This is a genomic window from Pseudomonas sp. MH9.2 (genome assembly GCF_034353875.1).
Lineage (GTDB): Bacteria > Pseudomonadota > Gammaproteobacteria > Pseudomonadales > Pseudomonadaceae > Aquipseudomonas.
Genome location: NZ_CP133784.1, coordinates 5,229,822 through 5,251,481, shown reverse-complemented (window position 1 = coordinate 5,251,481; position 21,660 = coordinate 5,229,822). Strand labels below are relative to the sequence as shown.

General features: G+C 53.6%; 26 protein-coding genes, 2 tRNA genes and 2 pseudogenes. 15 read left to right on the top strand and 15 right to left on the bottom strand.

Features of this window, described 5'->3' with window-relative positions:
- Genes RHM55_RS24230 through RHM55_RS24220 form a run of 3 tightly spaced genes read right to left on the bottom strand, consistent with a single transcriptional unit; the run spans position 1 to position 3,555 of the window.
- Positions 1–996 carry an ABC transporter permease gene (locus RHM55_RS24230; RefSeq protein ID WP_322178676.1) on the bottom strand — a complete coding sequence of 332 codons (996 nt, stop codon included), beginning with the start codon at positions 994–996 and terminating at the stop codon, positions 1–3.
- A complete protein-coding gene (locus RHM55_RS24225) occupies positions 996–2,546 on the bottom strand; it encodes a sugar ABC transporter ATP-binding protein (protein ID WP_322178675.1) in 1,551 nt (516 codons plus the stop codon). The genes RHM55_RS24230 and RHM55_RS24225 overlap by 1 nt, the downstream gene beginning before the upstream one ends.
- 49 nt (positions 2,547–2,595) lie before the next feature.
- Complete coding sequence (locus tag RHM55_RS24220) at positions 2,596–3,555, bottom strand: sugar ABC transporter substrate-binding protein (protein ID WP_322178674.1); 960 nt, start codon at positions 3,553–3,555, stop codon at positions 2,596–2,598.
- A 425-nt stretch (positions 3,556–3,980) separates the two neighbouring features.
- On the opposite strand from RHM55_RS24220, the gene RHM55_RS24215 reads away from it, so the two are divergent.
- From RHM55_RS24215 to RHM55_RS24205, 3 genes are all read left to right on the top strand, one after another.
- Positions 3,981–5,024 carry an asparaginase gene (locus RHM55_RS24215; protein ID WP_407074670.1) on the top strand — a complete coding sequence of 348 codons (1,044 nt, stop codon included), beginning with the start codon at positions 3,981–3,983 and terminating at the stop codon, positions 5,022–5,024.
- A gap of 183 nt (positions 5,025–5,207) precedes the next feature.
- Positions 5,208–5,459, top strand: a complete 252-nt coding sequence (locus tag RHM55_RS24210; protein ID WP_322178672.1) for a DUF1654 domain-containing protein — start codon at positions 5,208–5,210, stop codon at positions 5,457–5,459.
- Positions 5,460–5,463: 4 nt separating this feature from the next.
- Positions 5,464–6,153, top strand: a complete 690-nt coding sequence (locus tag RHM55_RS24205; protein WP_322178671.1) for an endonuclease I family protein — start codon at positions 5,464–5,466, stop codon at positions 6,151–6,153.
- 59 nt (positions 6,154–6,212) lie between these two features.
- Here the strand turns inward: RHM55_RS24205 and RHM55_RS24200 are convergent, their stop codons facing one another.
- Entirely contained in the window at positions 6,213–6,401 is a 189-nt protein-coding gene (locus RHM55_RS24200; RefSeq protein ID WP_219062004.1) for a hypothetical protein, read from the bottom strand.
- Between the two features lie 415 nt (positions 6,402–6,816).
- Here RHM55_RS24200 and RHM55_RS24195 point away from each other — a divergent pair, with 415 nt between their 5' ends.
- The gene (locus RHM55_RS24195; RefSeq protein WP_322178670.1) at positions 6,817–7,044 is read left to right on the top strand and encodes a DUF6555 family protein; all 228 of its coding nucleotides are present in this window, start codon (positions 6,817–6,819) and stop codon (positions 7,042–7,044) included.
- A gap of 164 nt (positions 7,045–7,208) precedes the next feature.
- On the opposite strand, the gene map is transcribed toward RHM55_RS24195, so the two are convergent.
- The 5 genes from map to RHM55_RS24170 all read right to left on the bottom strand — a co-directional run bounded on the left by map (position 7,209) and on the right by RHM55_RS24170 (position 11,506).
- A complete protein-coding gene (gene map / locus RHM55_RS24190; protein WP_322178669.1) occupies positions 7,209–8,000 on the bottom strand; it encodes a type I methionyl aminopeptidase in 792 nt (263 codons plus the stop codon).
- Positions 8,000–8,251: a ParD-like family protein gene (locus RHM55_RS24185; RefSeq protein ID WP_322178668.1), complete on the bottom strand. Its 252-nt coding sequence runs from the start codon at positions 8,249–8,251 to the stop codon at positions 8,000–8,002. The genes map and RHM55_RS24185 overlap by 1 nt, the downstream gene beginning before the upstream one ends.
- 122 nt (positions 8,252–8,373) lie before the next feature.
- The gene (locus tag RHM55_RS24180; RefSeq protein ID WP_322178667.1) at positions 8,374–8,703 is read right to left on the bottom strand and encodes a helix-turn-helix transcriptional regulator; all 330 of its coding nucleotides are present in this window, start codon (positions 8,701–8,703) and stop codon (positions 8,374–8,376) included.
- A 308-nt stretch (positions 8,704–9,011) separates the two neighbouring features.
- Complete coding sequence (locus tag RHM55_RS24175) at positions 9,012–9,746, bottom strand: metallophosphoesterase (protein WP_322178666.1); 735 nt, start codon at positions 9,744–9,746, stop codon at positions 9,012–9,014.
- 71 nt (positions 9,747–9,817) lie between these two features.
- Entirely contained in the window at positions 9,818–11,506 is a 1,689-nt protein-coding gene (locus RHM55_RS24170) for a diguanylate cyclase (RefSeq protein ID WP_322183097.1), read from the bottom strand.
- Between the two features lie 302 nt (positions 11,507–11,808).
- On the opposite strand from RHM55_RS24170, the gene RHM55_RS24165 reads away from it, so the two are divergent.
- Positions 11,809–12,048: a hypothetical protein gene (locus RHM55_RS24165; RefSeq protein ID WP_322178665.1), complete on the top strand. Its 240-nt coding sequence runs from the start codon at positions 11,809–11,811 to the stop codon at positions 12,046–12,048.
- Positions 12,049–12,223: 175 nt separating this feature from the next.
- Here the strand turns inward: RHM55_RS24165 and RHM55_RS24160 are convergent, their stop codons facing one another.
- The 3 genes from RHM55_RS24160 to RHM55_RS24150 form a co-directional block, all read right to left on the bottom strand.
- Positions 12,224–12,436 carry a hypothetical protein gene (locus RHM55_RS24160; RefSeq protein WP_322178664.1) on the bottom strand — a complete coding sequence of 71 codons (213 nt, stop codon included), beginning with the start codon at positions 12,434–12,436 and terminating at the stop codon, positions 12,224–12,226.
- Positions 12,437–12,730: 294 nt separating this feature from the next.
- The gene (locus RHM55_RS24155) at positions 12,731–13,624 is read right to left on the bottom strand and encodes a phosphohydrolase (RefSeq protein ID WP_322178663.1); all 894 of its coding nucleotides are present in this window, start codon (positions 13,622–13,624) and stop codon (positions 12,731–12,733) included.
- Positions 13,625–13,953: 329 nt separating this feature from the next.
- Positions 13,954–14,310, bottom strand: coding sequence for a helix-turn-helix transcriptional regulator (locus RHM55_RS24150; RefSeq protein ID WP_322178662.1), 357 nt, complete (start codon positions 14,308–14,310; stop codon positions 13,954–13,956).
- Positions 14,311–14,640: 330 nt separating this feature from the next.
- On the opposite strand from RHM55_RS24150, the gene RHM55_RS24145 reads away from it, so the two are divergent.
- The 3 genes and pseudogenes from RHM55_RS24145 to RHM55_RS24135 all read left to right on the top strand — a co-directional run bounded on the left by RHM55_RS24145 (position 14,641) and on the right by RHM55_RS24135 (position 17,347).
- Complete coding sequence (locus tag RHM55_RS24145; protein ID WP_322178661.1) at positions 14,641–14,775, top strand: hypothetical protein; 135 nt, start codon at positions 14,641–14,643, stop codon at positions 14,773–14,775.
- Positions 14,776–15,672: 897 nt separating this feature from the next.
- Positions 15,673–15,819: pseudogene (locus tag RHM55_RS24140) on the top strand (group II intron reverse transcriptase/maturase); the annotation flags it as partial.
- Positions 15,820–17,002: 1,183 nt separating this feature from the next.
- A complete protein-coding gene (locus tag RHM55_RS24135) occupies positions 17,003–17,347 on the top strand; it encodes a hypothetical protein (RefSeq protein ID WP_322178660.1) in 345 nt (114 codons plus the stop codon).
- Here the strand turns inward: RHM55_RS24135 and RHM55_RS24130 are convergent.
- Both RHM55_RS24130 and RHM55_RS24125 read right to left on the bottom strand, forming a co-directional pair.
- A tRNA-Ser gene (locus RHM55_RS24130) sits at positions 17,342–17,410 on the bottom strand. The two genes, RHM55_RS24135 and RHM55_RS24130, sit on opposite strands and share 6 nt — an antisense overlap.
- A 391-nt stretch (positions 17,411–17,801) precedes the next feature.
- On the bottom strand, positions 17,802–18,194 hold the full coding sequence (locus RHM55_RS24125) for a helix-turn-helix transcriptional regulator (protein ID WP_322178659.1): 393 nt from the start codon (positions 18,192–18,194) through the stop codon (positions 17,802–17,804).
- A gap of 230 nt (positions 18,195–18,424) precedes the next feature.
- Between RHM55_RS24125 and RHM55_RS24120 the strand changes: the two genes are divergently transcribed.
- From RHM55_RS24120 to RHM55_RS24090, 7 genes and pseudogenes are all read left to right on the top strand, one after another.
- Positions 18,425–19,587, top strand: a protein-coding gene (locus RHM55_RS24120) for an IS3 family transposase (protein WP_322178474.1) whose coding sequence is annotated in 2 segments (ribosomal slippage) — positions 18,425–18,680 and positions 18,680–19,587 — 1,164 coding nt in all. Because the reading frame shifts where the segments join, the coding sequence is not laid out codon by codon here.
- Positions 19,588–19,604: 17 nt separating this feature from the next.
- A pseudogene (locus RHM55_RS24115) lies at positions 19,605–19,835 on the top strand (NAD-dependent DNA ligase); the annotation flags it as partial.
- Between the two features lie 41 nt (positions 19,836–19,876).
- Entirely contained in the window at positions 19,877–20,101 is a 225-nt protein-coding gene (locus tag RHM55_RS24110) for a hypothetical protein (protein WP_322178658.1), read from the top strand.
- A 31-nt stretch (positions 20,102–20,132) separates the two neighbouring features.
- A complete protein-coding gene (locus tag RHM55_RS24105) occupies positions 20,133–20,360 on the top strand; it encodes a hypothetical protein (protein WP_322178657.1) in 228 nt (75 codons plus the stop codon).
- 89 nt (positions 20,361–20,449) lie between these two features.
- Positions 20,450–20,653 carry a hypothetical protein gene (locus RHM55_RS24100; RefSeq protein WP_219062023.1) on the top strand — a complete coding sequence of 68 codons (204 nt, stop codon included), beginning with the start codon at positions 20,450–20,452 and terminating at the stop codon, positions 20,651–20,653.
- A 131-nt stretch (positions 20,654–20,784) separates the two neighbouring features.
- Positions 20,785–20,973: a hypothetical protein gene (locus RHM55_RS24095; RefSeq protein ID WP_322178656.1), complete on the top strand. Its 189-nt coding sequence runs from the start codon at positions 20,785–20,787 to the stop codon at positions 20,971–20,973.
- A 101-nt stretch (positions 20,974–21,074) separates the two neighbouring features.
- Positions 21,075–21,365 carry a tyrosine-type recombinase/integrase gene (locus tag RHM55_RS24090; RefSeq protein ID WP_322178655.1) on the top strand — a complete coding sequence of 97 codons (291 nt, stop codon included), beginning with the start codon at positions 21,075–21,077 and terminating at the stop codon, positions 21,363–21,365.
- Between the two features lie 114 nt (positions 21,366–21,479).
- Here the strand turns inward: RHM55_RS24090 and RHM55_RS24085 are convergent.
- Positions 21,480–21,556 (bottom strand) — tRNA-Val (locus RHM55_RS24085).
- Between the last annotated feature and the right edge of the window lie 104 nt (positions 21,557–21,660).

The window sequence follows — 21,660 nt, the reverse complement described above, 5'->3', positions numbered from 1 at the left end:
TCAAGCCTTCCGACGTGCGCGATTGCTGCGATAAGTATCAAGCACCACGGCGACAACGATTACCGCGCCCGTGATGATGCGTTTGGTCGGTTCGGTCGCTCCGATCTGTGCCAATCCAGCAGCAAGTACCGAGATAATCAGGACCCCGAAGAACGTACTGATCACGGAGCCGCGCCCACCCATCAGGCTGGTGCCCCCAATAACGACCGCCGCGATCACCTGCAATTCCAGACCGGAGCCAGCGTTAGGGTCTGCGGCTTCCAGACGCGAGATCTGGAACAACGCTGCGACCCCGGCCAGCAGCCCCATCAGCGAAAACACCATAATCTTGTAGGGTTTTGGATTGATGCCGGCCAGACGAACCGCTTCTTCATTAGTGCCAATACCGATCAGGTAACGGCCGAACACGGTGCGGGTCAGCACGGCTTGGGCGATGAAGATGATCAGCAGCGCAATGATGAAGGACGGAGAGATCCCGAAAGCGACCGGGTTCGATAGCCACGCGAATGCATCACCGATATAAGCGGTTCGCGACCCCGTCATCTGGTAGGCCACACCACGGGCCATTTCCAGCACGCCGAGGGAAACGATAAACGATGGAATGCGCCAAGCCACCGTGATCGAACCGGTGATGGTGCCCGCGACGGCCGCGCAGGTCATGCCCAGCAAGGCTGCTGGCACGACGCCCCAGCCCCAGCCGAGGATTGCCACACTGACTGCAGAAGCTGCAAGTGCCAGAACAGATCCCACCGACAAGTCGATGCCGCCGATGATCAGGATGAAAGTCATGCCCACCGCCAGCACCATCAAGTCCGGTATCTGGTTGGCCAGGGTGCTGAAAGTCTCATAAGACAGGAAGTGATCACTGAGCACGGAAAACAACGCAATCATTGCGAATAACGCACCGGCCAGTCCCAGGTAGGTGCCGAGTCCGAAATAATGACTGCTGCGCTTGCCCGACGAAGGCAATGTTTGGGGTGCGGCTGAAGTTTTCATCAGTTATTCCTGGGAGCGACTTCAGTGAGCCGCGTATCACGTTTTGGGTAGCCGGCAAACGCGGCGGCAAGCAATTCATCCTGGGTCCAAGTGTCGCGTTCGAAGGTATCGATCAAACGCCCGGCCGATAGCACCCCGATACGATCACAGATCAGCATCAACTCACGCAGATCACTCGACACGACGACCAGCGCCCTGCCCTGGCGTGTCAACTCTCCCAGCAACGCATAGATATCGAATTTGGCGCCAACATCAATGCCTCGGGTCGGCTCATCGAACAGCATCACTGTGCAGTCACGCTCAAGCCAGCGACCGATGACGACTTTTTGCTGATTGCCACCAGACAACTCGGAGACACATTGCATCGGACTGGCGCTGCGAATGCGCATGGCATCGACCTGACGCTGGGCCAGACGCAGTTCATCATGACGATTGACCACGCCGGCTTTGGAAATTGCCGGCATATTGCCCAGCGCGATATTGGCGCTGATCGATTGGGTCAGTAGCAGACCTTCGCCCTTGCGATCCTCGGTAATCAGCGCAATACCCTGCTTGACGGCATCGACTGGCGAATGGATGGTCACCGACTGCAGGGGACTGCCAATCTCGATACCGCCCGTGTCGGCGATGTCAGCACCGTAGATCAGGCGCAGAAGCTCGGTGCGCCCGGCGCCGATCAATCCGGAAATACCGAAAATCTCGCCGCTACGCACCTCGAAAGAGACATCACGCACCTTGTCCGCGCGACCCAGGCCTTTAACCGCCAGGGCAACGTCGCCAATCTGACGTGGACCGAGGTCGATCTGCTCACCCAGTTCACGCCCGACCATCAGCGTGACCAGTTGCTCGCTGCTGTAGTCAGCCATCGGTTCGATACACACCAACCGGCCGTCACGCAGCACGGCAATACGCTGTGCAACCTGGGCCAGTTCTTCCAGCCGATGAGAGATATAAATGATCGACACCCCGCGGGCTTGCAGGCGAGTGATCTGCTCGAACAGCATCTCGACTTCTCGAGACGTCAACATCGCGGTGGGTTCGTCGAGAATCAGGACATGGCAGTCACCGATCAGGTTACGGGCAATCTCGATCATCTGTTGATGCCCAATCCCCAACTCGCCGACCAGAGTGTCTGGGTCGATAGCATCCAGCCCGACCTGAGCCATGGCCTGAATAGCATCAGCGCGCAGTTGCTTGCGATTGATCCAGCCCGCGCGACTCGGCAGGTTGTCCAAGAATAGATTTTCCGCCACGGACAACGTGGGCAGCAGATTCAACTCCTGCATGACCATGCGAATACCCAGCTTTTCCGCCTGGGTTCGACTGCCGGGTTCGTAGGCCTGTCCCTGAAATTGCATCTGCCCGGTTGTGGGCGAGACCAGCCCGCCGATAATCTTCGACAGGGTACTTTTACCGGCGCCATTTTCGCCCGTCAGGGCCAGCACTTCCCCGCGCAGAAGCGTCAGGTCGATGTCGCTGAGAACCGGTTGGGCGTAGGTTTTACCGACGCCGCTGACAGATAGAACAGCCGCCTGAGCAGACACAGACATAACACTCTCCACGCGCCCGCCACGATGAGCGAACGCTGCATGCGGGAAACTACTTCTTGGTGATCAGTTCAACTGGCGTTTCGATCACGCCATTGGCGGCGCCCTCGACAGTTTCACCCTTGAGCATTTTCAGCGCAGTCTGGATACCGAACACCGCCTGTCTGGCCGCGAACTGATCGGCAGTGGCCAATATGCGGCCGTCCTGCAGCATGGGCTTGATGGCGTTGATGTTGTCGTAACCAACCACTTTTACTTTACCTGCCTTACCTGCCGCCCGAATCGCCGAGACCGCGCCCAGCGCCATGCTGTCGTTACCGGCCAGCAATGCCTTGAGATTCGGGTACTCGTTGAGCATGGCCGAAGCTACGGCGTTGCCTTTATCGATTTCCCAGTTACCCGATTGCGTGGAGACAATATTCATCTGCGCGGCATCCATGGCATCCTTGAAACCCGCTGTGCGTTGCTGGGCATTAGTGGTGGTCGAAACGCCTTCGATAATGCCGACTTCATCGCCAGCTGCTAACTGCTTGGCCAGGTAGTCACCCACCAGACGTGCACCTTTGTGGTTGTCCGGGCCTACGAACGGCACGCTGATGCCTTTGCTTTTCAGCACATCGACATCCAGTTGGTTATCAATGTTAACCACGATAATACCGGCATCCCTAGCCCTCTTGATCACCGTCACCAGCGCCTTGGAGTCCGCAGGAGCAATGACCAGCGCATTGACTTTCTGCACGATCATCTGGTCGACGATAGCGATCTGGGCACTGGTGTCCGACTCATTTTTGATGCCATTGGAGATGAGATCAAAATCAGCCGAATGCTCTTTCTGGTAGGCCTTGGCGCCGTCTTCCATGGTCAGGAAGAACTCATTGGCCAACGACTTCATCACCAGCGCGACTTTGGGCTTTTCCGTGGTTTGAGCATGCGCAGCAGAAAGCGGCAGGATGGCAGAGGCTGCGGTGAGCATAGCGACAGCGAGAAGACGTGCAGCGAATGGCAGCTTCATGAGTTCACTCCGATCTTATGATTATTTTGCATCGATTGCGCGCACGCAAACGTTTGCTTTGCCGGACTATGAGAACGGCGGCCATTTTTGTCAACCGCCACGGCGCGCCGCCATACGGGATAATAAAGTTGCAGAGCGCTATTCCTCCATTCTGCTTTCGGATAGCCGAACAGCAAAGTCTCCAATGTTCGGAAAGCCGAATACCAACACACCCACCTATAAAAATAAATAGTTATAAATCAGTATCTTAGATCAATACATAATGATCAATTCTGTTGGTATAGATCATGCTCTTGTCTAGTGCGGCCCGGGTCAGGTGAGCCTGCATCAGGTTCGCAAGGCTCATGAATCAAGCACTCCCATAACAAGAGAAATAAAAATTGAAAACTATATTCCATAGCTTTGTACCGAGCGCCCTTGCGCTGATGCTGCTGTTGCCGACAGGCGTTTCAGCCAAAGAAGCAGAACAACAACAAAAGCTCGCTAACGTCGTCATTCTTGCCACTGGCGGCACCATCGCTGGCGCTGGCGCGAGCGCTGCCAACAGCGCGACTTACCAGGCGGCCAAGGTCGGTATTGATAAATTGATTGCGGGTGTGCCGGAGCTGAGTGCACTGGCCAATGTGCGCGGCGAACAAGTCATGCAAATCGCGTCGGAAAGCATCACCAACGAAAACCTGCTGCAACTGGGTAGACGTGTCGCCGAACTGGCCGACAGCAAAGATGTGGACGGCATCGTAATCACCCACGGCACCGATACCCTGGAAGAAACGGCCTACTTTCTCAATCTGGTAGAGAAGACCGACAAGCCCATCGTTGTCGTAGGCTCCATGCGTCCAGGGACAGCGATGTCTGCGGATGGCATGTTGAACCTGTACAACGCGGTTGCCGTTGCGGGCAGCAAAGAGGCACGTGGCAAGGGTGTTCTAGTGACGATGAACGACGAGATTCAGTCGGGTCGCGACGTCAGCAAAATGATCAATATCAAGACCGAAGCCTTTAAAAGCGCATGGGGTCCGCTAGGCATGGTGGTCGAAGGCAAGTCCTACTGGTTCCGCTTGCCCGCCAAGCGTCACACCATGGATTCGGAATTCGACATCAAGCAAATCAGCACGCTGCCTAAAGTCGATATTGCCTACTCCTATGGAAATGTCTCGGACACTGCTTACAAGGCACTGGCTCAGGCAGGCGCAAAAGCGATCATCCACGCAGGCACTGGCAACGGCTCGGTATCGTCCAACGTAGTGCCCACCCTGCAGGCCTTGCGCAAAGACGGGATCCAGATCATCCGTTCATCCCACGTTAACGCTGGCGGTTTCGTACTGCGCAATGCGGAACAACCTGATGACAAATACGATTGGGTCGTCGCCCACGATCTGAACCCTCAAAAAGCCCGCATTCTTGCAATGGTCGCGCTGACCAAGACCAACGACAGCAAAGAGCTGCAACGGATTTTCTGGGAGTATTGATCATTCCTGCACTTGCCCGCTCTGCGCGCTGCACTGCGTAGAGCGGGCAAGTGCCACTCCATCTTGTTGTCAGACCTTAGCGCGCTTTACTCCTGCACATCGAGGCAGAGACTCGACAGGCAGTTGCGAAAATCCCCACGTTGAAATACTGTATGCGCATACAGCCAACCAAGGATCTCCTCCGTGGCAAAGAATTCTGCAGCAGCACCTTCAGCCCCCAGCTCCTACGAACGACTCGGCATCCGGGTTCAGAAAGTGATCAACTCACCAACCGCGCAAAAGGCCCGGGCAGCACTGATATACCGATTGACCGACGAGGTAGAAGACGAGTGGAATCAGTTACTTGAAGAAATAGCGGAGAACGACAACGTCACCCTCGCCTACCGCGATGACGGTGGCGTGCAGATATTCTGGACCGTGCCGAAGGAAGATTAACGGCATGATTGTTCGAATAATTGCCCTGCTGACCCTAAGTTTCTGCATCGCTGCCCATGCCGACGCACCTCGCACCTTCAGTGAAGCAAAAAAGATCGCCTCGGGCCTGTATGCCCCGCAGTCGACAGAGTTCTATTGCGGCTGTAAATACAGCGGTAACCGGGTCAATCTCGCCGCTTGCGGTTATGTTCCGCGCAAAAATGCCAACCGCGCCAAGCGGATCGAATGGGAGCACATTGTACCTGCCTGGCAAATTGGCCATTTACGTCAATGTTGGCAAAACGGCGGCCGGGGAAACTGCACAAAAAACGACCCTGTTTACCAACGCGCCGAAGCTGATCTGCATAATCTGGTGCCCAGTATTGGCGAGGTGAACGGTGACCGAAATAACTTCAGCTTCGGCTGGCTTCCGGTTCAGACAGGGCAGTACGGGTCTTGCCTGACGCAGGTGGATTTCAAAGCAAAGAAAGTGATGCCTCGTCCGTCAGTTCGCGGAATGATCGCCAGAACGTATTTTTATATGAGCAAGCAATACAGCCTGCCCTTGTCCAAACAGGATCGCCGACTCTATGAGGCCTGGAACAAGACTTATCCTGTCGATGCGTGGGAAATTCAGCGCAATCAACGCGTGGCGTGTGTGATGGGCCGAGGCAATGCCTTCGTTGGCCCCGTTAACCTGAAAGCCTGCACATAACAGCAAAAAAGCCCGGCACGTGTGAAAGTGTCGAGCTTTTTTCGCGGCTGGACCAGATTTTATGGCGCCTCAGCCGCATCCTCTTCCGCCTGAATGCGCAGAGAACGCTGGATCATCAACTCCGAGGCGTAATCAGCGGCCAGCTCGGCAGCATCAAGCGGTTCGATGGCACCACGACTGATCAACCCGGTCAAGGCAGAGGCCGCAAACATATCCCAAATGTCTTGTTCATCATCAAGCAGTGACATGTGTACTTCCTCATTTGAATGTAGACGGCACTGTAACACCAGATGCTGACTTCACCGTCCGACTTCCCCTCAGAATCACCAAGAGCCATAAGCCACTCAACCGTTTCAGCTTTGCGCAGGCAGAGTGCCACTGATCGGATAGGCATTCTAATTGATACAAAGTAGTGCAAAACGGCGTAATTATTTTTGCGGGGTTAATCCCCACTAAAGTACGGCAATCCTGAGCCCGATATCGGGGATACACACTTCACCAAGCAATGGCATCCGCGCCGTAGCCGCTTGAAATTGTTTGCATGCCTACATCGACGTAGAAATGAAAAGTAGTGCATTACGCCTTCTGCGTGGATGCCCTACGGGTACAAGGGAACGTGCATATTTTCAGAGACGTGATACGTCTAACGAGCGGAGGGGCGATATGGATCAGTTGAAAGCGTTCGAGATTAATTATCATTTCAAGGGGCAGTGTCGGCATTTTTTTCATGAGGCCCTGCACCTGTGCGAAAGCGATGCATTGCACTTCGCTACGCTGCATGCGGGGGTAGGAAGCGTCAACGACAATGTAGCGGCAGGACCCGTTCGGCTGGCACTCCGCCAGGCTGAAGGTCTTGGTGTAACCGAAGTTCAATGGCGGCGAGCCACGTAGACTTGGTGTCCTCCCTGCACGATGCGGCTCTGATCATCTATGAGCCGGTCAGAACTGCATCGCATCAGGGGAACGGGAAGCGGGTTACAGCGGGTGTCTAATACTCGTCATCCCGACAACTGTGACTTTATTGGTCTGCCCATGTGCGTGGAGCCGCAGGACGGTCAAACAGGCGCATATTCACCGGTGCCCTCGGGCCATGGTGTCAGCAGTTCAAAACCGGTCTCAGTGACAGCAACCATATGCTCCCATTGAGCGGAGAGGGATTGATCGCGGGTCAGTACGGTCCAGCGATCGGGCAGCACCTTGGTCCCAGGCTTGCCGACATTAATCATCGGCTCAATGGTAAACACCATGCCCACCTTGAGCTTGAGCCCTTGCCGTGAGCTACCGTAATGCAGCACCTGCGGTTCTTCATGGTAGTTACGACCAATGCCGTGTCCGCAGTATTCGCGCACAACACTGAAGCCCTCGCGGTGCGCTACCGTCTGAATGGCATGACCGATATCGCCCAAGGTCGCTCCCGGTCGGACAGCGTGAATCCCGGCAAGGGTTGCCTCATAAGTGGTATGCACCAAGCGCTTCGCGGTCGGGCTGACGTCTCCCACGAAATACATCCGACTGGTATCACCAAACCAACCGTCCTTGATCACAGCCACATCAATATTGACGATATCCCCATCTTTGAGAATATCCGACGCCGATGGGATTCCGTGGCATACCACAGTGTTCGGCGAGATACAGGTGGATTTGGTAAAGCCGTGATAGCCGATGTTCGCTGGAATAACCTTTAACTCATCAACGATATACGCGTGACAAATCTTATCCAGCGCTTCAGTGCTGACACCCGCTTTGACATGACTGCCAATCATCGCGAGCACATCTGCAGCCAACCTTCCGGCAACCCGAAGCCTGACCAGATCATCTTCAGTCTTAATGCTGACAGCCGCACTCATTACAACGCCTCCTGCAAATTTTCCATCGACGGAGAGAGACCGAACGGGGTTACCGACAGGACCGTGCCACCAGCATTTTCGGCACGAATGAGCAATTGGCAGATGTCGCTGTAATTGAGTGCAGGATGCAGTTCAGCCATCATGCCGATCTTCATCCAATGCTCAGCTTGAGCGTTGATAGAGCGGCTTAACGCTGCGCTCGCGGTCCGAGCATTGGCATGCATGTGTTCCGAAATTTTTACCAGGCCCACAGGATCACCTCAGGAAAATAATATATGAATCATATACGATTCATATATCAACGATCAAGAGCGAGGAGCGGTAGAGGACGCGTTGCAGATGAAACAGGATGTAGCAACACAGTGAGACACTGCTATTCAGTCAGGCATTCCGATAGCGACAGCGCCAACTGGCTGATCGCATCCTGGTCCAGGTCGGTCAGTGCGCGGTAGTGAATGATTACATTTCGTTCCGCATCACTGAGACTGTCGATGCGCAACGGTGTTCGGCACCCGGAGAGGAGATAGAGCACATCGACACCCTTGACACCCAGCGCCGCCAAATAGTCCGAGCGCGGGGTACGCTCGCCACTTTCATACTTGCCTTGTGCATTGGCCTCTACACCGCCAATTGCAGCAAATTCCTGCTGAGAAAGCCCTAGGGTCTTTCGCTCTTCCTTCAACCGCGAACCAAGATGATTCATTTGGGTTTACCTAAAGAGGAATGTCACTCATAACGATACGCTCACTTTACTTGCGACGTTGAATAATCAGGCGAGCACGGCATGCAGCTACCTGGCAGTCGGCCGCCTTCCTCCATCAGAACACAGGGCAATCGCTGGACGCTTCGGTAGCGGCGTGCGGTCAGCCCCCGAATACCTCCATCAAAACAGCCCGACCAATGGAGATTCTAATTCCATGGTCTGAACAATTCAGGCCCGGCAATAATCAATTTTCAGAGGTGTTATCGGGGCCGCTGGCGTTTTGAAGCGACTACACGGAGGCTCACTCGTCAGCGCATGACCAAGTCTTCGTCGGGTTTCGTGGGCCGCGGCGAAATAATTTCGAGTGTAGCCAGATTCACCAGCGTGAAATAACCGCTGCCATTAAAACGCCAGCCACCCGTATCAATGTGGAAAACGTTGCCCAACAGTTCGGGTCGGCTCAAGGGAGAATGACCGACAAACAGGGCGCGCACATCGGGTATTCCACTGGAATCTCTGAGGCGAAGGCGCTCACGTGACCATTGGCAGTATTCCTCGAGACGCCCCGAATCCGGCAGATGCCCCAAAAGCGCGCCACGAAGCATTGCCCAGGTAGGTGTCGGACAGTCGGCATGCACCATGCCTATCAACCCTGACGGGGTATCGACTTCAATAGCGATGGGCATCTGCTTAAAATATGCGACGAACTTCTGCTGCTCGCTAGGGGCAAGCCTGAGAAACCAGGCGCCCCCGCTTGCCCGATACATCGGATAATCAAGATCGCTGTGCTGCACATGCTTGATAGCCAACGCTTCATGATTGCCCTGCACCGCAAAAAACCAAGGCTGGGCCAGCCAATCGAGAACCCGTTCACTTTCAGGGCCACGATCAACCACGTCTCCCACGCTAAACAAGCGATCGACCTCCGGAGCGAAACCAACTGCTTCTAACGCGGCTTGCAACCGAGTGAAATGCCCATGGATATCACCCACGACGAAGTCACGGCCCTGCGTGTTTCTTTCAAAGTGTTTGAACCTGCTCACGCCGCGCCCTCCCCTTCGTCGATCAAAATGCCCTCTTCGCCAGGCAATTCCTCAACGCTCAGAATGACCGGTCAGGGCTTAAGCGGAAACTCTTCGTCCTGTTCTGACAAGCTTTTCCCGTCATCGGGATGCTTCCAGTCTTGCGAAGGAGGAGTTTCGTCTTCGACAGGGAGGCTGTTGTCCGGATCAGGCATTCCCGATCCGGAATCAGGAGAGTGATCGCCTCTTTGTTTTTTTTGATCAGTGTTCATATGCACCTCGCTATAGAACGAACCCACGGTCGTCGCTTCGCCAAAAGACACTGACACATTGCGCCCCGATTCTTTAGCAGAATAAAGCGCTGAATCAGCACGCTCAATAAACTGCTCAATATTCCCATCGACGCCTGGAAAGCAGGTATAGCATCCAAGGCTTATGGTGAGGTTACCGAGCGGGTTACGTTGATGAATAATATGTTCACTCATAACCCCCAGTCTGATTTTTTCCGCGATGACAAATGCGCCCTTCTCATCCGTATCAGGCAGAAGCACCGCGATTTCCTCGCCCCCATAGCGCACAGCAAGGTCTGCTTCCCGCTGCAAAGACTCACGGACAACACGTGCTACTGCGGCAATGCAGTGATCGCCAGCAACGTGACCATAGGCATCATTGAAGCTTTTAAAATAATCGATATCTAACATGATAAGGCTCATTGGGAGGGTCGTCCGTGCGCCTCGCTTAAACTCAGCGTTTAAGGTTTCCTGAAAAAGCCTACGGTTCGCAAGACCTGTCAGACCGTCGTGCGTTGCCATAATCTGCAAATCGTCTTTCGCGCTGCGTAAATCGGTTTCGACACGCTGACCGTTCCGCAACTGCTGTATGAATAACACCCCGAACAGGCAATTGATAATGAGCACGGCCCCAATGATCGCGGCAGATTTGTACACATTTTTTTGCCATTCGTTAAGGATAGAATCTCTAGAGATGGCGGCTACCACTACCAGCGGATAGGTTTTCAACTGTTGGTATCCACAGAGCCTTACGGTCTGGTCAACCACTGACGTTATCATTGCGGTGCCGGAACTGGACCGTGGCAGATAGTTTTTAAATATATCCCCTTGCGCGACAGACGTCCCGATCAACGCGTCGTTGAACGGACGTCTGGCCAAGAGCGTCCCATCGGTTAGCGCAATAAACATCGCACCGTTTTTGTTGATATCAAAACCTTCAAAGAACTTATCGAAATAAGACATCTTGATGGCCGCCAACACCACACCGTTAAAATGACCTTCTCGGTCATTCACCCGACGGGAGATAGTAACAACCCACTCGCCCGTCGCTCGACTGCGGATCGCATGGCCGATCCGCGGGTTTGGATCATCATTATTTTGATGATAGATGAAATAGTCTCGATCAGAGCTGTTCATCTCAGCAGGGATGCCAGTAAACGAAGTCACGACCCATTGACCATGTTTATCAAAAAAGAATAGTCCATGCAGCTGTTCAATCGCACTCACACGATCGACAAAAACCTCATGCAAACGGTCTATTTGACCGGGGCCATAACCGTCAGCTTGCAGCCATCCTACCAATCCGGCCAGTACAATATCGGCTTCGTCAAAGGTGTCCTCCGCCTCCTGCGCCATCGAGCGCGCAAGGTTTGAAGACGATATCTCAGCTTGCGCCAGCTCGTGGACCTTGGACTGCTGCAGTTGAAGCAAAGACAAACCGATGATGGATGAACAGACCACGATGATGAATACCACCGCGCATTTCAGCATAGGTATGCGTTTTAATTCTTCAGCGGGCAAAGCATTGATGAGTGGAGGCACTGACTAATCCTGATAATACGGTGTTGCCGTTTAATGAAACATAAGCCTGTAACAGTGGAACCAGCCCGCCTGATTCCGGATCAATTATAGGCTTGTGTGGCCATCAGCTGCATGATGCGAATTTTTTTTGAGACCTCGGTACCGTGAGTAAGCCGAAAAGAAAATTATGTCGCGACACCCTTCGATGATTCGCGCAATCTATTGCACAACCGCGAACGCATCGCAGCCTAATTTTTTCATCTGGACGTCAAATGATCCCCAACGCAGAACTCTACAATCCATCCACCGAATATGCCGACAAACTGGTCACACGCATCGGGCAGACACCTGCATGGATCGCAAAACGCATCGGCGTCACCGACAGGCGCATACGCTACATCCTTGATGGCTCACGAACCGTCAAAGGGGTAACCAGCCCTATTCAGATGACCTATACAGAGCAGTTCGCCCTTGAGTGTCTTGTGGCCGAGGTTAAAACCAAAAACAAATAATCCCGCCGCACGGGCCTCTCCGGGGTTGGAGCCCGTTTGCCTCACTTACGAGCGCCCATCGTTTTCAGGCTCGATATTCCAGACATTCAGCGCCCATTGATCGACCCCAGCATGTCGCCGGGGTCTACGCTCCAACCTGACAATTGACTGCATACCCGACGACTCAACTGGAGGCTCAAATCGGATGTCGCTTGCGCTGGTTTATGCAGAAGCTGGTGACATTGGAATTTGCCAGGCTTGCCCTCCGCTGAAGAAGCTTGAGCTCTACCTGCTTGCATCGTGTATCCATCGAGGATTCTTGCTGCAGGAACAGTTCACAGTCCGTATCTGCGGCTCTGGCGATTTCAATCAGCCTCTGCGCTTTAATCGGATCTTCAGGTTCGTACATTGTTCGCCCCTGCTTAAACCGCGCGCCCCTCTATGCAGTCCTACTCGTGAGCCATGATAGTTGCGCTCTCACATACACATATAAACACTTCTGAACCTTATTGAGCCATTTTATACACTTAATAATATTTGTCTGAACCTCTGCATGGTACAGAAATAAAGTCGCGCCAAAGTTGCTTAAAAAAAGAGATCGACAAGAGGTGCGCAGACTGCACACCGAGTAAGGGTCATGCTCACTCTTGAGAAGCACAAAAAGTGAATTCGTTCATGTCAGCGATGCTGTTGCACATGGGGATTAACGTGTGAGCGGATGGCCGAACGGAACGCTGAAGCCAGCAGCATTACGGTGGCCACCGCCACCGTAATGCTGAGCGATTACCGAGACATCCTCGCCTGCGTCTGAGCTACGCAGGCTGAAGAATCGGCCGTCCGGGGTGTCCCAGTAGCAGGCGGCGAAAGGCTCGCCCGCACACATCAGGTGCCCTGCATCGCTGGTCAGCGTATACGGGAGGTTTGCCACCGGCACGTCATGGCCGCCGATCACCATCCGGCGCTTGGTCACGCCAACCAATTCCGCGACATCCTTTTGCAGCTTACGCTCGATAGCGATGCCGTCTGATCGAAGCATGGCTAGATCAGACTCGATCAGCCTGTCCCAGACGTCGAAGTCATAGGGGTAACTGAAGACGCTGGCCTGTATCTCGCGGGTGCCGTCCAGCTTGAACAGCCACAAGTCCCGATCCTCGATGTGATTGATTAGCGCGGGGCGAGGTGTTTCTGGAAAAAAGAAGTCCCAGGCAATGCCTGCGCCCGAGCGGTTCATATCAAACAGTGCGCCTATGTGGGGGGAACCTGAGCTGATGCATTTGCTCCGGCAATCCGTTTGGAACTGCGCATAGGTGTTGCCAGCAAACGGTAGGGACTTGAGATCGTCCTGTGCCGTCTTGTGATGATCCAGGATCAAAACAGAAGCCGCAGCTTCGCCCATCGCTATCAATACCTCGGCAGGGTACGAAAAATCCACAATCACGACATGCTTGCCCGCAACGTCCGGCACCGGCTTGCCGTAAATGCCAGCATGAAACTCGATGTCGGCGCCCAAGGCTTTACGGACAACCCAGGCGGCGCCAAAACCGTCTGCACAGTGACCGTGGTAAATGCAAAGGATGGGGCGCTGATTATCGGGCATGGAGAATTCTCGTCTGGCGGCACCGGCTGCACGTATTGTAAGTGAATACCCTGCAGTGATGACGTGTGGTGTTCGGTGCGGCGTTTGAGCTCGGATTTGATCCGTATGCTCTGGCACTATAAGCCAAGCTTGATGTGGCCACCTGCGTTAAGGGGGCCTCCCGGTAGTCCGCTACTCGGTGATGCTCTCTTGATGGTTCAACTGCATTGGGCTTGATTTTTCACCTATGTGGCTCCAATGACTGTGAAGCTTTCGGGATGGCAACCAAAAATAAAAGCCTGACGCTATGATAGAGCGGACAGGGCAGGTGGTGATGTAAACAGAATGGATCAGGAGGATTCGGCGTTACCTTTCGTCTCTTTCTCATCGGAGTCAAAAAGCGTGCTAATCAAACGCTTGATGTCGTTCTGGACGTCTTCTGGCAAACCGTCCAACTCTTCCAGAACCTTGGCATCCAACGCAGTGATGCTGTCGATCGACCTGGCTTTCCTGACGCCGGTCACCACGAACAATATGTCTACGCCCACGGCTGCGATCAAGGAGAGATAGGTCGCGTTCGGGAAGCGCTTGCCTCTTTCGTACGCACCTTGCGCATTGGCTTCAATTCCGCCAGCGGCGCCCAGGCCGGCTTGAGAAAGCCCGAGTCTTTTTCGTTCTTCTTTTAGTCGCAAACCAATGCCATTCATGTGACCTCCTTTTGAAGCCGAAGCAAACATTCATAGGAGGTTAGCGCAAACCTCAGCATTACATGCATAGCTTGTCTGACGCAGGTACAAGCGATGGGCGCAGCCTCCAGGCTGACAGTGTCACACAGTGAATCATTGATCTATTTAATGGTCGTATTACTTGTTGATCGCCCCATGACTAAAAGTCACTGGCAGCGACAACTCTTCGCAGGGGTTCTGTCCTTGCTTTATCGGACGATAAAATGAAACGAACAGCTATATTTATCTTGGTGATTTCGGGCTCCCTTCTGCTAGGAGGCTGCTGGCCGTACTGGGAGGATGGAGGAGGACGTGGTCGTGATCATGACCGCGGTCATGATCACGAACGTGGTAATGACCGTGGCGATGATCGGGGATATGACCATGACCGCGGGCGTGATCGCGATGGTGGAGACCAGGATTATCGCCGGTAAGCTGCTCCAATAGCGCGAACCCGTTTTGCTGTCCGTCCCAGTATCCCGCAAAGGCTTCTGGCGGCTGCAATCCGGGTAGGTGCCAGTCGGGTTAACCGAGAGACTTCCACTTCCACCGGATGATCCATAGGCCTCCCGGGTACCTATGGCCGCAGAAATATAGTTGAGCATCTGGATGCATGTTCAGACTGTATAATCCCTGAAAAGCTCCTCTTTGATAATCAGCAACGCGTCATCGTAGTAACGCTCACCGCGAGCCTCACTTAGCGGTATGGACCTGACGCTTCCCTCACCACCAAGAGGCGTATGCTCGCAGGTGATAAAGAACTCTGCGGTTTCTGCCCTGAATTCCAAGTAGTAAAACAGCTCACGTCCCTCTCGATCCCAGTAACCTATTTCTCTTCGCATCAGTTTCCACCGCAGGACTGTAAAGTTTCCCATTCTACTGGCCGCGGCCACTGCGCCAAAATTCGCTCATGACTGAATGTAGCTTTCGAGCTATCTGTACGCAACGAATCACCCTCACCTACTCCGAAACGATTAGATGGCCCGCCATTGATCGGGCCGTCTGTACTAGCCCCCCCTTCGTCGCCTCGACATTGATTTCGCGTCACCCCGCTGCGCACACTGATCCTACTGAAGGATCAGTACCCATGTGTGAAATAGAGAGCCGGCCCAGCGCGGGCTTTTTTGTGGGTGCGTCAGGCATGACACGTTGCGCGCAAGCGTAACCAGTTTGGCTGTGGTGACCACGCGGGTGACTTGGAGATGAAAGTCCTCTACACACCCGGCAAAGGGAAGTGTTAGCCAAAGGCAAGGGTGTCGCGGGCGATTGCGAACCGGAAGGAAGCCCGAGGCAAATTACCTTGGGATATCTGAACGTTTGCCACTGTACTACCGAGCGTCCCGAGGCGACGGGATGAGCTGGCATCAACCGCCGAGGCTAAGGGTGGCGAGGATGAGCCTGCATCGCTTGCGCGACCGTCTCAGGGACCTGCTACGCAGTGCTCGGGACCACAAGATGGCGAGCGTCATCAGGCGGATAAACCGCCTTCTTCTCGACCACCTCGTTATCTTCGGTCGCTATATCCACTTCAGCGTCACAGTGCCGTCATCGTTGAAAGCCATTGCGATCAAATTCGTATCCGCCAGTAATTCACCCCCATGCAGCCCCGCACCCATGATGCGGCCCACCTTCGGCGAAGGTCGCGCATTCGACTCATGGTTTTACGAGCAAAAAGAGTTTCCAGAGGAATATGCCCAGGCACGTCCTATGCAAACCCCGGACACGCGGCTATCTTCGATATGGCTATAGCTTTGACTGATCTGTACACCGGGACGGTTGCGAAAGGTCGTGCAGAGGTATCAAACCCTGACTACCGTTATATGTGCCGGATCATCGCAGCAATACAGTCGGCTCTGCGCCAGGAATAGCAGTAGGTGGCGGCACAATTAACCTTTTTGGCACCTGATCGCCAAGCTGCTCGCTTACTCAGCGTTCCTGGAGGTCGACTATGGTAGCCGTCCTGTTTACCTTGTATATCCACTACTGCACAGCCCAAGGTTGCGAAACCAAGCCGCTCAGTCAATGGCCCACGCTTGAAGAATGCCTAGCCCAGATCGCGATGTATCACGCAGTTGTGCCCGGAAATTACTCCATGGAATGTAAACAATAAAAATCGGGGCTGGGTCGTCGAATTCAAACAGAGAACACGTGCCCCCTACAGGATGGGCCTTCATTGCTTCAACTACTGCGAAGGAGCTTGGCCGCCAATAAGGACTCGTCGATAACCTGCTGAACGCTCTCAGTGCGCCTTAAAGGCTCCCACTTGTCGTAAGTGTCCACATCGAGTTTGGCTTGCAGAGCCAAGGCATATGGGTCAAATCCGAGCTCAAACGCCGCACCGAATATTGCCACAAGCGTTTGCGCGTAAACGCTTTCTGATCGGATTGTCATATCAGCTCCCTTAGTGGCTTACAGAACCACCTTACAACCCCCCCGAACAAAACAATTCGTTTGGGTGCCAAAAGCAGCATTCAACCACCCTTTTGCATACCATACAAATAGCAACGCATCGTTCAATGCTTAAAGTGACAATCGGTCATAACCACTTACCGCTCCTTCCTCTTATCCACACACCACTTACCAACACGGCGGGACATTCCCTTAAAATTTACGCTGCAGGTACCGACCACCGAGGATCACTCATGCCAGCAAACCAGCACCCAACGATCGACATTTGTCACGGCAACTGTGCGGCGGCTTCGGTGCCGACTGGGAAGATGCAGAGGGGTACGGAAATCCGGCACACCTGCGCATAAAGATGGGCCTAGACTTGCAGGAAGTGGACAGTGAGCGAGTGCGCGCCCCCTACTGCCTCCCCTCATTGGACGTCCGTTACACCGAACTACCTGACGAAGGAGTTCAGGAAGACCATACCGACAAGGTGATTGATTATGTGGGCGCGGATTGGCATTTTGAGGCGGGGCTTTGCAACAGTTTTGCAAATCGCAAACAACAAAAAAGGGCCAACCTTTCGGTTGACCCTTCTAGACCGCCAGCAGGAGCGGATTTTGTTTGGTAGGTACGACTGGACTCGAACCAGCGACCCCACCATGTCAAGGTGACTTCTAGCCACACCTAACCCATTGAATATAAAATAAAATATCCATTGTATCAACTGGCCAAAAAGCCCAAATACACGCTATAAGAATCAATAGCTTAGCGTTGTATTTTCATACAGTAGTAGCCCCTCACCGGCGTCCTACCGACCGAACACAACCCCTATTTTTTATAGGCACTCGGAAAAGGTTATTGTAAGCGCATGACCCAGCTCCAAAGCGCCGGTAACATGATGCCCACGCCCGATATGCTGTACGGGGCCTCTGAATCCGTGTCACCAACGCATAAAGCCATCAATGAGCCCCATCGCTGACCTTGAAGTCAGTTCTGAGGGTTTCTAAAGGAAATTGGCCATAGCCCACAGCACAGCCAGGAACGACCCAGCCAATAACACCAGGAACATGTGAAACTTAAAATTAGTCATGACTCTTATTTCGCAAGGTCACGGCTAATCTATTTATAATATGTTCTACGGCGTGTTTATCGGAAAAGTCCGCAGTCCGTAAAAACTTAATAAGTGCATATTCATCAGCAGAAAGTTCAGCAACAGCATACGGCGTTCGTTTGCCCGTCACGACGAACAGCACATCGATAGCCGTAGTAGACAATCGGCTCAGGTAGTCAGCCCTCGGACACCTCATTCCGCTTTCATAGAGTAATTGCGCATTGGGTTGTATGCCACCAATGGCAGCAACGGCGCTCTGGGTCAGGCTACACGCTTCACGCTCGAGTTTTAATCGCATGCCCAGATTCATCAACGCCATTCCCTTGGATATAACAATGGCGCCATTATAATGGCGCAATGACATCACTGATCAATATCCATTCGGATTAAACCAAGAGAAAATAAATATCCATTTGAATGCAATAATAACTGCACATATCAGATCAGTTGAGCAGCCAAGAAATGGAGCACCTATAACGGTATAGGGTTCGTAGTGAGATGCTGCATGGGTATCTAGGTCGTTCCCTGAATGTAGTGGTCTAATGAAACCGGACACCCATTTAGGCGAGAATGCTCGCCAGATCGAGGTGTCAGATGACCAAACAACGCCGCTCCTTTACTGCTGAATTCAAACGCGAGGCTGCTGACCTCGTGCTCAAGCAAAACTACAGCTACATCGAAGCCAGCCGCTCACTCGGCATTGGTGAGTCAGCGCTGCGCCGCTGGGTTGACCAGGTTCAGAAAGAGCACCAAGGCGTCACTCCGCAGAGCAAGGCGCTGACCCCAGAGCAGCAGAAAATTCAGGAACTGGAAGCCCGGATCGCTCGGCTTGAGCGAGAAAAATCCATACTAAAAAAGGCTACCGCGCTCTTGATGTCGGAAGATCACGAGCGTTTGCGCTGATTGATCAGTTGAGTGCCCATGAGCCGGTTGATTGGCTGTGTAAGGTGTTTGAAGTCACCCGCTCGTGCTACTACGCCCAGCGCCTGCGGCGCCGCACTCCCGATGTTGAACGGCTTCGGTTGCGTAGCCGGGTCAGTGAGCTGTTCTCGCAAAGTCGCAGCGCTGCGGGCAGTCGCAGCATCCTGTCACTGATGCGTGAAGATGGTGAGCAACTCGGTCGATTCAAAGTGCGCAGTTTGATGCGCGAGCTTGATTTAGTCAGTAAACAACCCGGCTCACATGCCTATAAACGAGCGACAGTAGAAAGACTCGATATCCCGAATACCTTGAACCGTGAGTTTGATGTGCCAGCTCCTAATCAGGTCTGGTGCGGTGACATCACCTATATTTGGGCACAAGGAAAGTGGCACTACTTGGCTGTCGTTCTGGATCTCTGCACGCGCCGGATAGTGGGCTGGGCACTGTCGGAAAAGCCGGACGCCGAACTCGTGATCCGGGCCCTGGATATGGCCTACGAGCAGCGTGGCAGGCCTTCGGATCTGCTGTTCCACACCGACCAAGGGTCGCAATATGCAAGCCGCTTATTTCGCCAGCGGTTGTGGCGATACCGCATACGTCAGAGCATGAGTCGCCGGGGAAATTGCTGGGACAATGCGCCGATGGAGCGGGTGTTCCGGAGTTTGAAAACTGAATGGATACCGACCTTAGGCTATAGAACTGCGCAGGAAGCACAGCGCGATATCAGCCATTTTTTGATACATCGGTACAACTGGATTCGGCCGCATCAGTTCAACGGTGGGCTGGCGCCAGCTCAGGCCGAGGAAAAACTTAACGTCGTGTCCGGGATTAGTTGACCACTACAGAACGCCGCGCCTACGGTCCACGAAAAGACTGTCAGACACTGGTAGAGGAGCGCGGCGGAATTATTGGAGGTGGCGTTAGCAAGAAAATCCACTCTCTGGTTGTCGGAAGTATCGGGAATGAGCAGTGGCGTCACAGTAATTATGGGGTGAAAATCATGAAAGCTGCAGAGCTACGCCAAGCCGGCTCCCCTATAGCTATCATCGGCGAACACCAATGGCAGCGCGCCCTGTTCAAATAAGCGCGAGCGGTGTGGCGATTTGTAAAATCAGGAGCGTGGTTGTGAGCACCGAGATTGCCAGAGCACACATGATTTCCGAGCTTTCTAGGCTCGCGGAAGAGTTCGAGTTTTCTGCAAAAGGCTTGAGCGAGCTAAGGAAAGCTGAAGGGTTAATTGATACAGAATCAACAGACCTGATAAACCAACTTCTTTACACCTCCTCCCAACTGAGGGCTCTTGCTGATGCCGCCGAAAAGGGCAGCGAGGATCAGGGCAAGGCTGAGTAGTTGGCGCGCTGGGGATTTGTAGGAGGTCGAAATGGGACTCAACAGACCAACGCAAGAGCTGAATCGCGAACTCAAAGACGCAGCGCTGAGCCTGGAGCAGGCAGCGTCTGAAGTACTCGAAATTACCAAGAGCTGCGGGGATGCCTATGTTGTCGCTGCGCTAAAGCTAATTGCGAAGCTATATGAGGAAGCAGATCGGCTGGCGGCGCTTGCGGATGAGGTGAAGGCGGGAAGGATTGTGCGGGGGAAGGCTGAATAGCTCGCGATCCTAGCCCAAGCATTTTGGTGGGCGACGTATTCGCACTAAAAATTGAAAGACAAAGCAATACCCTGCAGAAGGGTTACTGAATGCCGAAGAAACAACCGGAAAGTAAAGTTGCAGCGACTGCTGCTGAAATTGAGCGCTCTATCCAGGCCCTGAACAAAATGGCGGAACGCCTTTGGGGAGATGGTCGAGAGGCTGAGGCGAAAGCTCTCCTCGACGCCTTGGACGCATTAAACCGGGCGCTTGATCGAATCAGGATTGGAGAGAGTCGAAGGATTCTCCATTGAGCGAGGCTGGCGTTGAGGCTAAGGCTAAGGCGATCCAAAGCTTCAATGATGCCGAGGACGTGCTGCTTGGGTAGTGACACCGTGATCGCCCTCGCCTGAATGGCATGGCGCATCTACTCGGGATTGCAGTGATGAAGGCCCGCATCGAGAAGAAGCTCAGCAAGCGCCTGGTAGAAATTGCCCCATCGATATTCGCTGGTGTCTGGATCGACAAAGACGAGCCAAGCGAGCTTGCGTACAAGCAGCGCACCCGCGTGAGCCACGTATATCCCCCGGTAAAACCCAAGGTTACGAAAACCCGATACACCTTGAAATTGTAATGGGGCAGTCGTTGAGGGAGGTTGTACTGGAGTGCCTACGATCTCCTATCGTCTCTCCATTTCTCATCCATTACAAAACGAAGTCCCGGCGGCGCGAACAAGTGGAAGCCAAGGAGCATTGGTCATCAGTCACGCCTGACTATCTGACCAAGGAGTTCACCAAGGCAAGAGACGCCGCGCATGCTTACGATCACATTGGGCCGGCTGAGCGACCCACTTTCCACGAAGTTCGCGCTTTGGGCTCATGGCTTTACGAGCAGCAAGAGTTTCCTGAGGAATACGTCCAGGCACGTCTAGGGCATTCGGATGCGAAGATGACGCGGCATTATCAGGAGGGACACACCGAGAAGACTATCGAATACCAGACCGTCGGAGCAGACTTGAAATACTGATACCGCTGGTTCGTTTTTCCAAAATATTTCCAAAGTTTTTCCAAACGCCAACAACAAAAAAGGGCCAACCTTTCGGTTGACCCTTCTAGACCGCCAGCAGGAGCGGATTTTGTTTGGTAGGCGCGACTGGACTCGAACCAGCGACCCCCACCATGTCAAGGTGGTGCTCTAACCAACTGAGCTACGCGCCTGCTGTGGGTCGGCATTCTACGGATATATGGATTCGTGTCAACACCTTTTTCGCGCTAACTCCATGAATATGCGTATTTTTTACGGATCGTCCTCTGCCTGTGAT

Coding starts and splice junctions, on each gene's coding strand:
- RHM55_RS24230 (WP_322178676.1), bottom strand. CDS start 996: ATGAAAACTTCAGCCGCACCCCAAACATTGCCTTCGTCGGGCAAGCGC.
- RHM55_RS24215 (WP_407074670.1), top strand. CDS start 3,981: ATGCTGCTGTTGCCGACAGGCGTTTCAGCCAAAGAAGCAGAACAACAA.
- RHM55_RS24160 (WP_322178664.1), bottom strand. CDS start 12,436: ATGTACGAACCTGAAGATCCGATTAAAGCGCAGAGGCTGATTGAAATC.
- RHM55_RS24200 (WP_219062004.1), bottom strand. CDS start 6,401: ATGTCACTGCTTGATGATGAACAAGACATTTGGGATATGTTTGCGGCC.
- RHM55_RS24220 (WP_322178674.1), bottom strand. CDS start 3,555: ATGAAGCTGCCATTCGCTGCACGTCTTCTCGCTGTCGCTATGCTCACC.
- RHM55_RS24205 (WP_322178671.1), top strand. CDS start 5,464: ATGATTGTTCGAATAATTGCCCTGCTGACCCTAAGTTTCTGCATCGCT.
- RHM55_RS24165 (WP_322178665.1), top strand. CDS start 11,809: ATGATCCCCAACGCAGAACTCTACAATCCATCCACCGAATATGCCGAC.
- map (WP_322178669.1), bottom strand. CDS start 8,000: ATGAGTGCGGCTGTCAGCATTAAGACTGAAGATGATCTGGTCAGGCTT.
- RHM55_RS24150 (WP_322178662.1), bottom strand. CDS start 14,310: ATGAATGGCATTGGTTTGCGACTAAAAGAAGAACGAAAAAGACTCGGG.
- RHM55_RS24100 (WP_219062023.1), top strand. CDS start 20,450: ATGCCGAAGAAACAACCGGAAAGTAAAGTTGCAGCGACTGCTGCTGAA.
- RHM55_RS24170 (WP_322183097.1), bottom strand. CDS start 11,506: ATGCTGAAATGCGCGGTGGTATTCATCATCGTGGTCTGTTCATCCATC.
- RHM55_RS24105 (WP_322178657.1), top strand. CDS start 20,133: ATGGGACTCAACAGACCAACGCAAGAGCTGAATCGCGAACTCAAAGAC.
- RHM55_RS24225 (WP_322178675.1), bottom strand. CDS start 2,546: ATGTCTGTGTCTGCTCAGGCGGCTGTTCTATCTGTCAGCGGCGTCGGT.
- RHM55_RS24195 (WP_322178670.1), top strand. CDS start 6,817: ATGGATCAGTTGAAAGCGTTCGAGATTAATTATCATTTCAAGGGGCAG.
- RHM55_RS24095 (WP_322178656.1), top strand. CDS start 20,785: ATGAAGGCCCGCATCGAGAAGAAGCTCAGCAAGCGCCTGGTAGAAATT.
- RHM55_RS24155 (WP_322178663.1), bottom strand. CDS start 13,624: ATGCCCGATAATCAGCGCCCCATCCTTTGCATTTACCACGGTCACTGT.
- RHM55_RS24125 (WP_322178659.1), bottom strand. CDS start 18,194: ATGTCATTGCGCCATTATAATGGCGCCATTGTTATATCCAAGGGAATG.
- RHM55_RS24180 (WP_322178667.1), bottom strand. CDS start 8,703: ATGAATCATCTTGGTTCGCGGTTGAAGGAAGAGCGAAAGACCCTAGGG.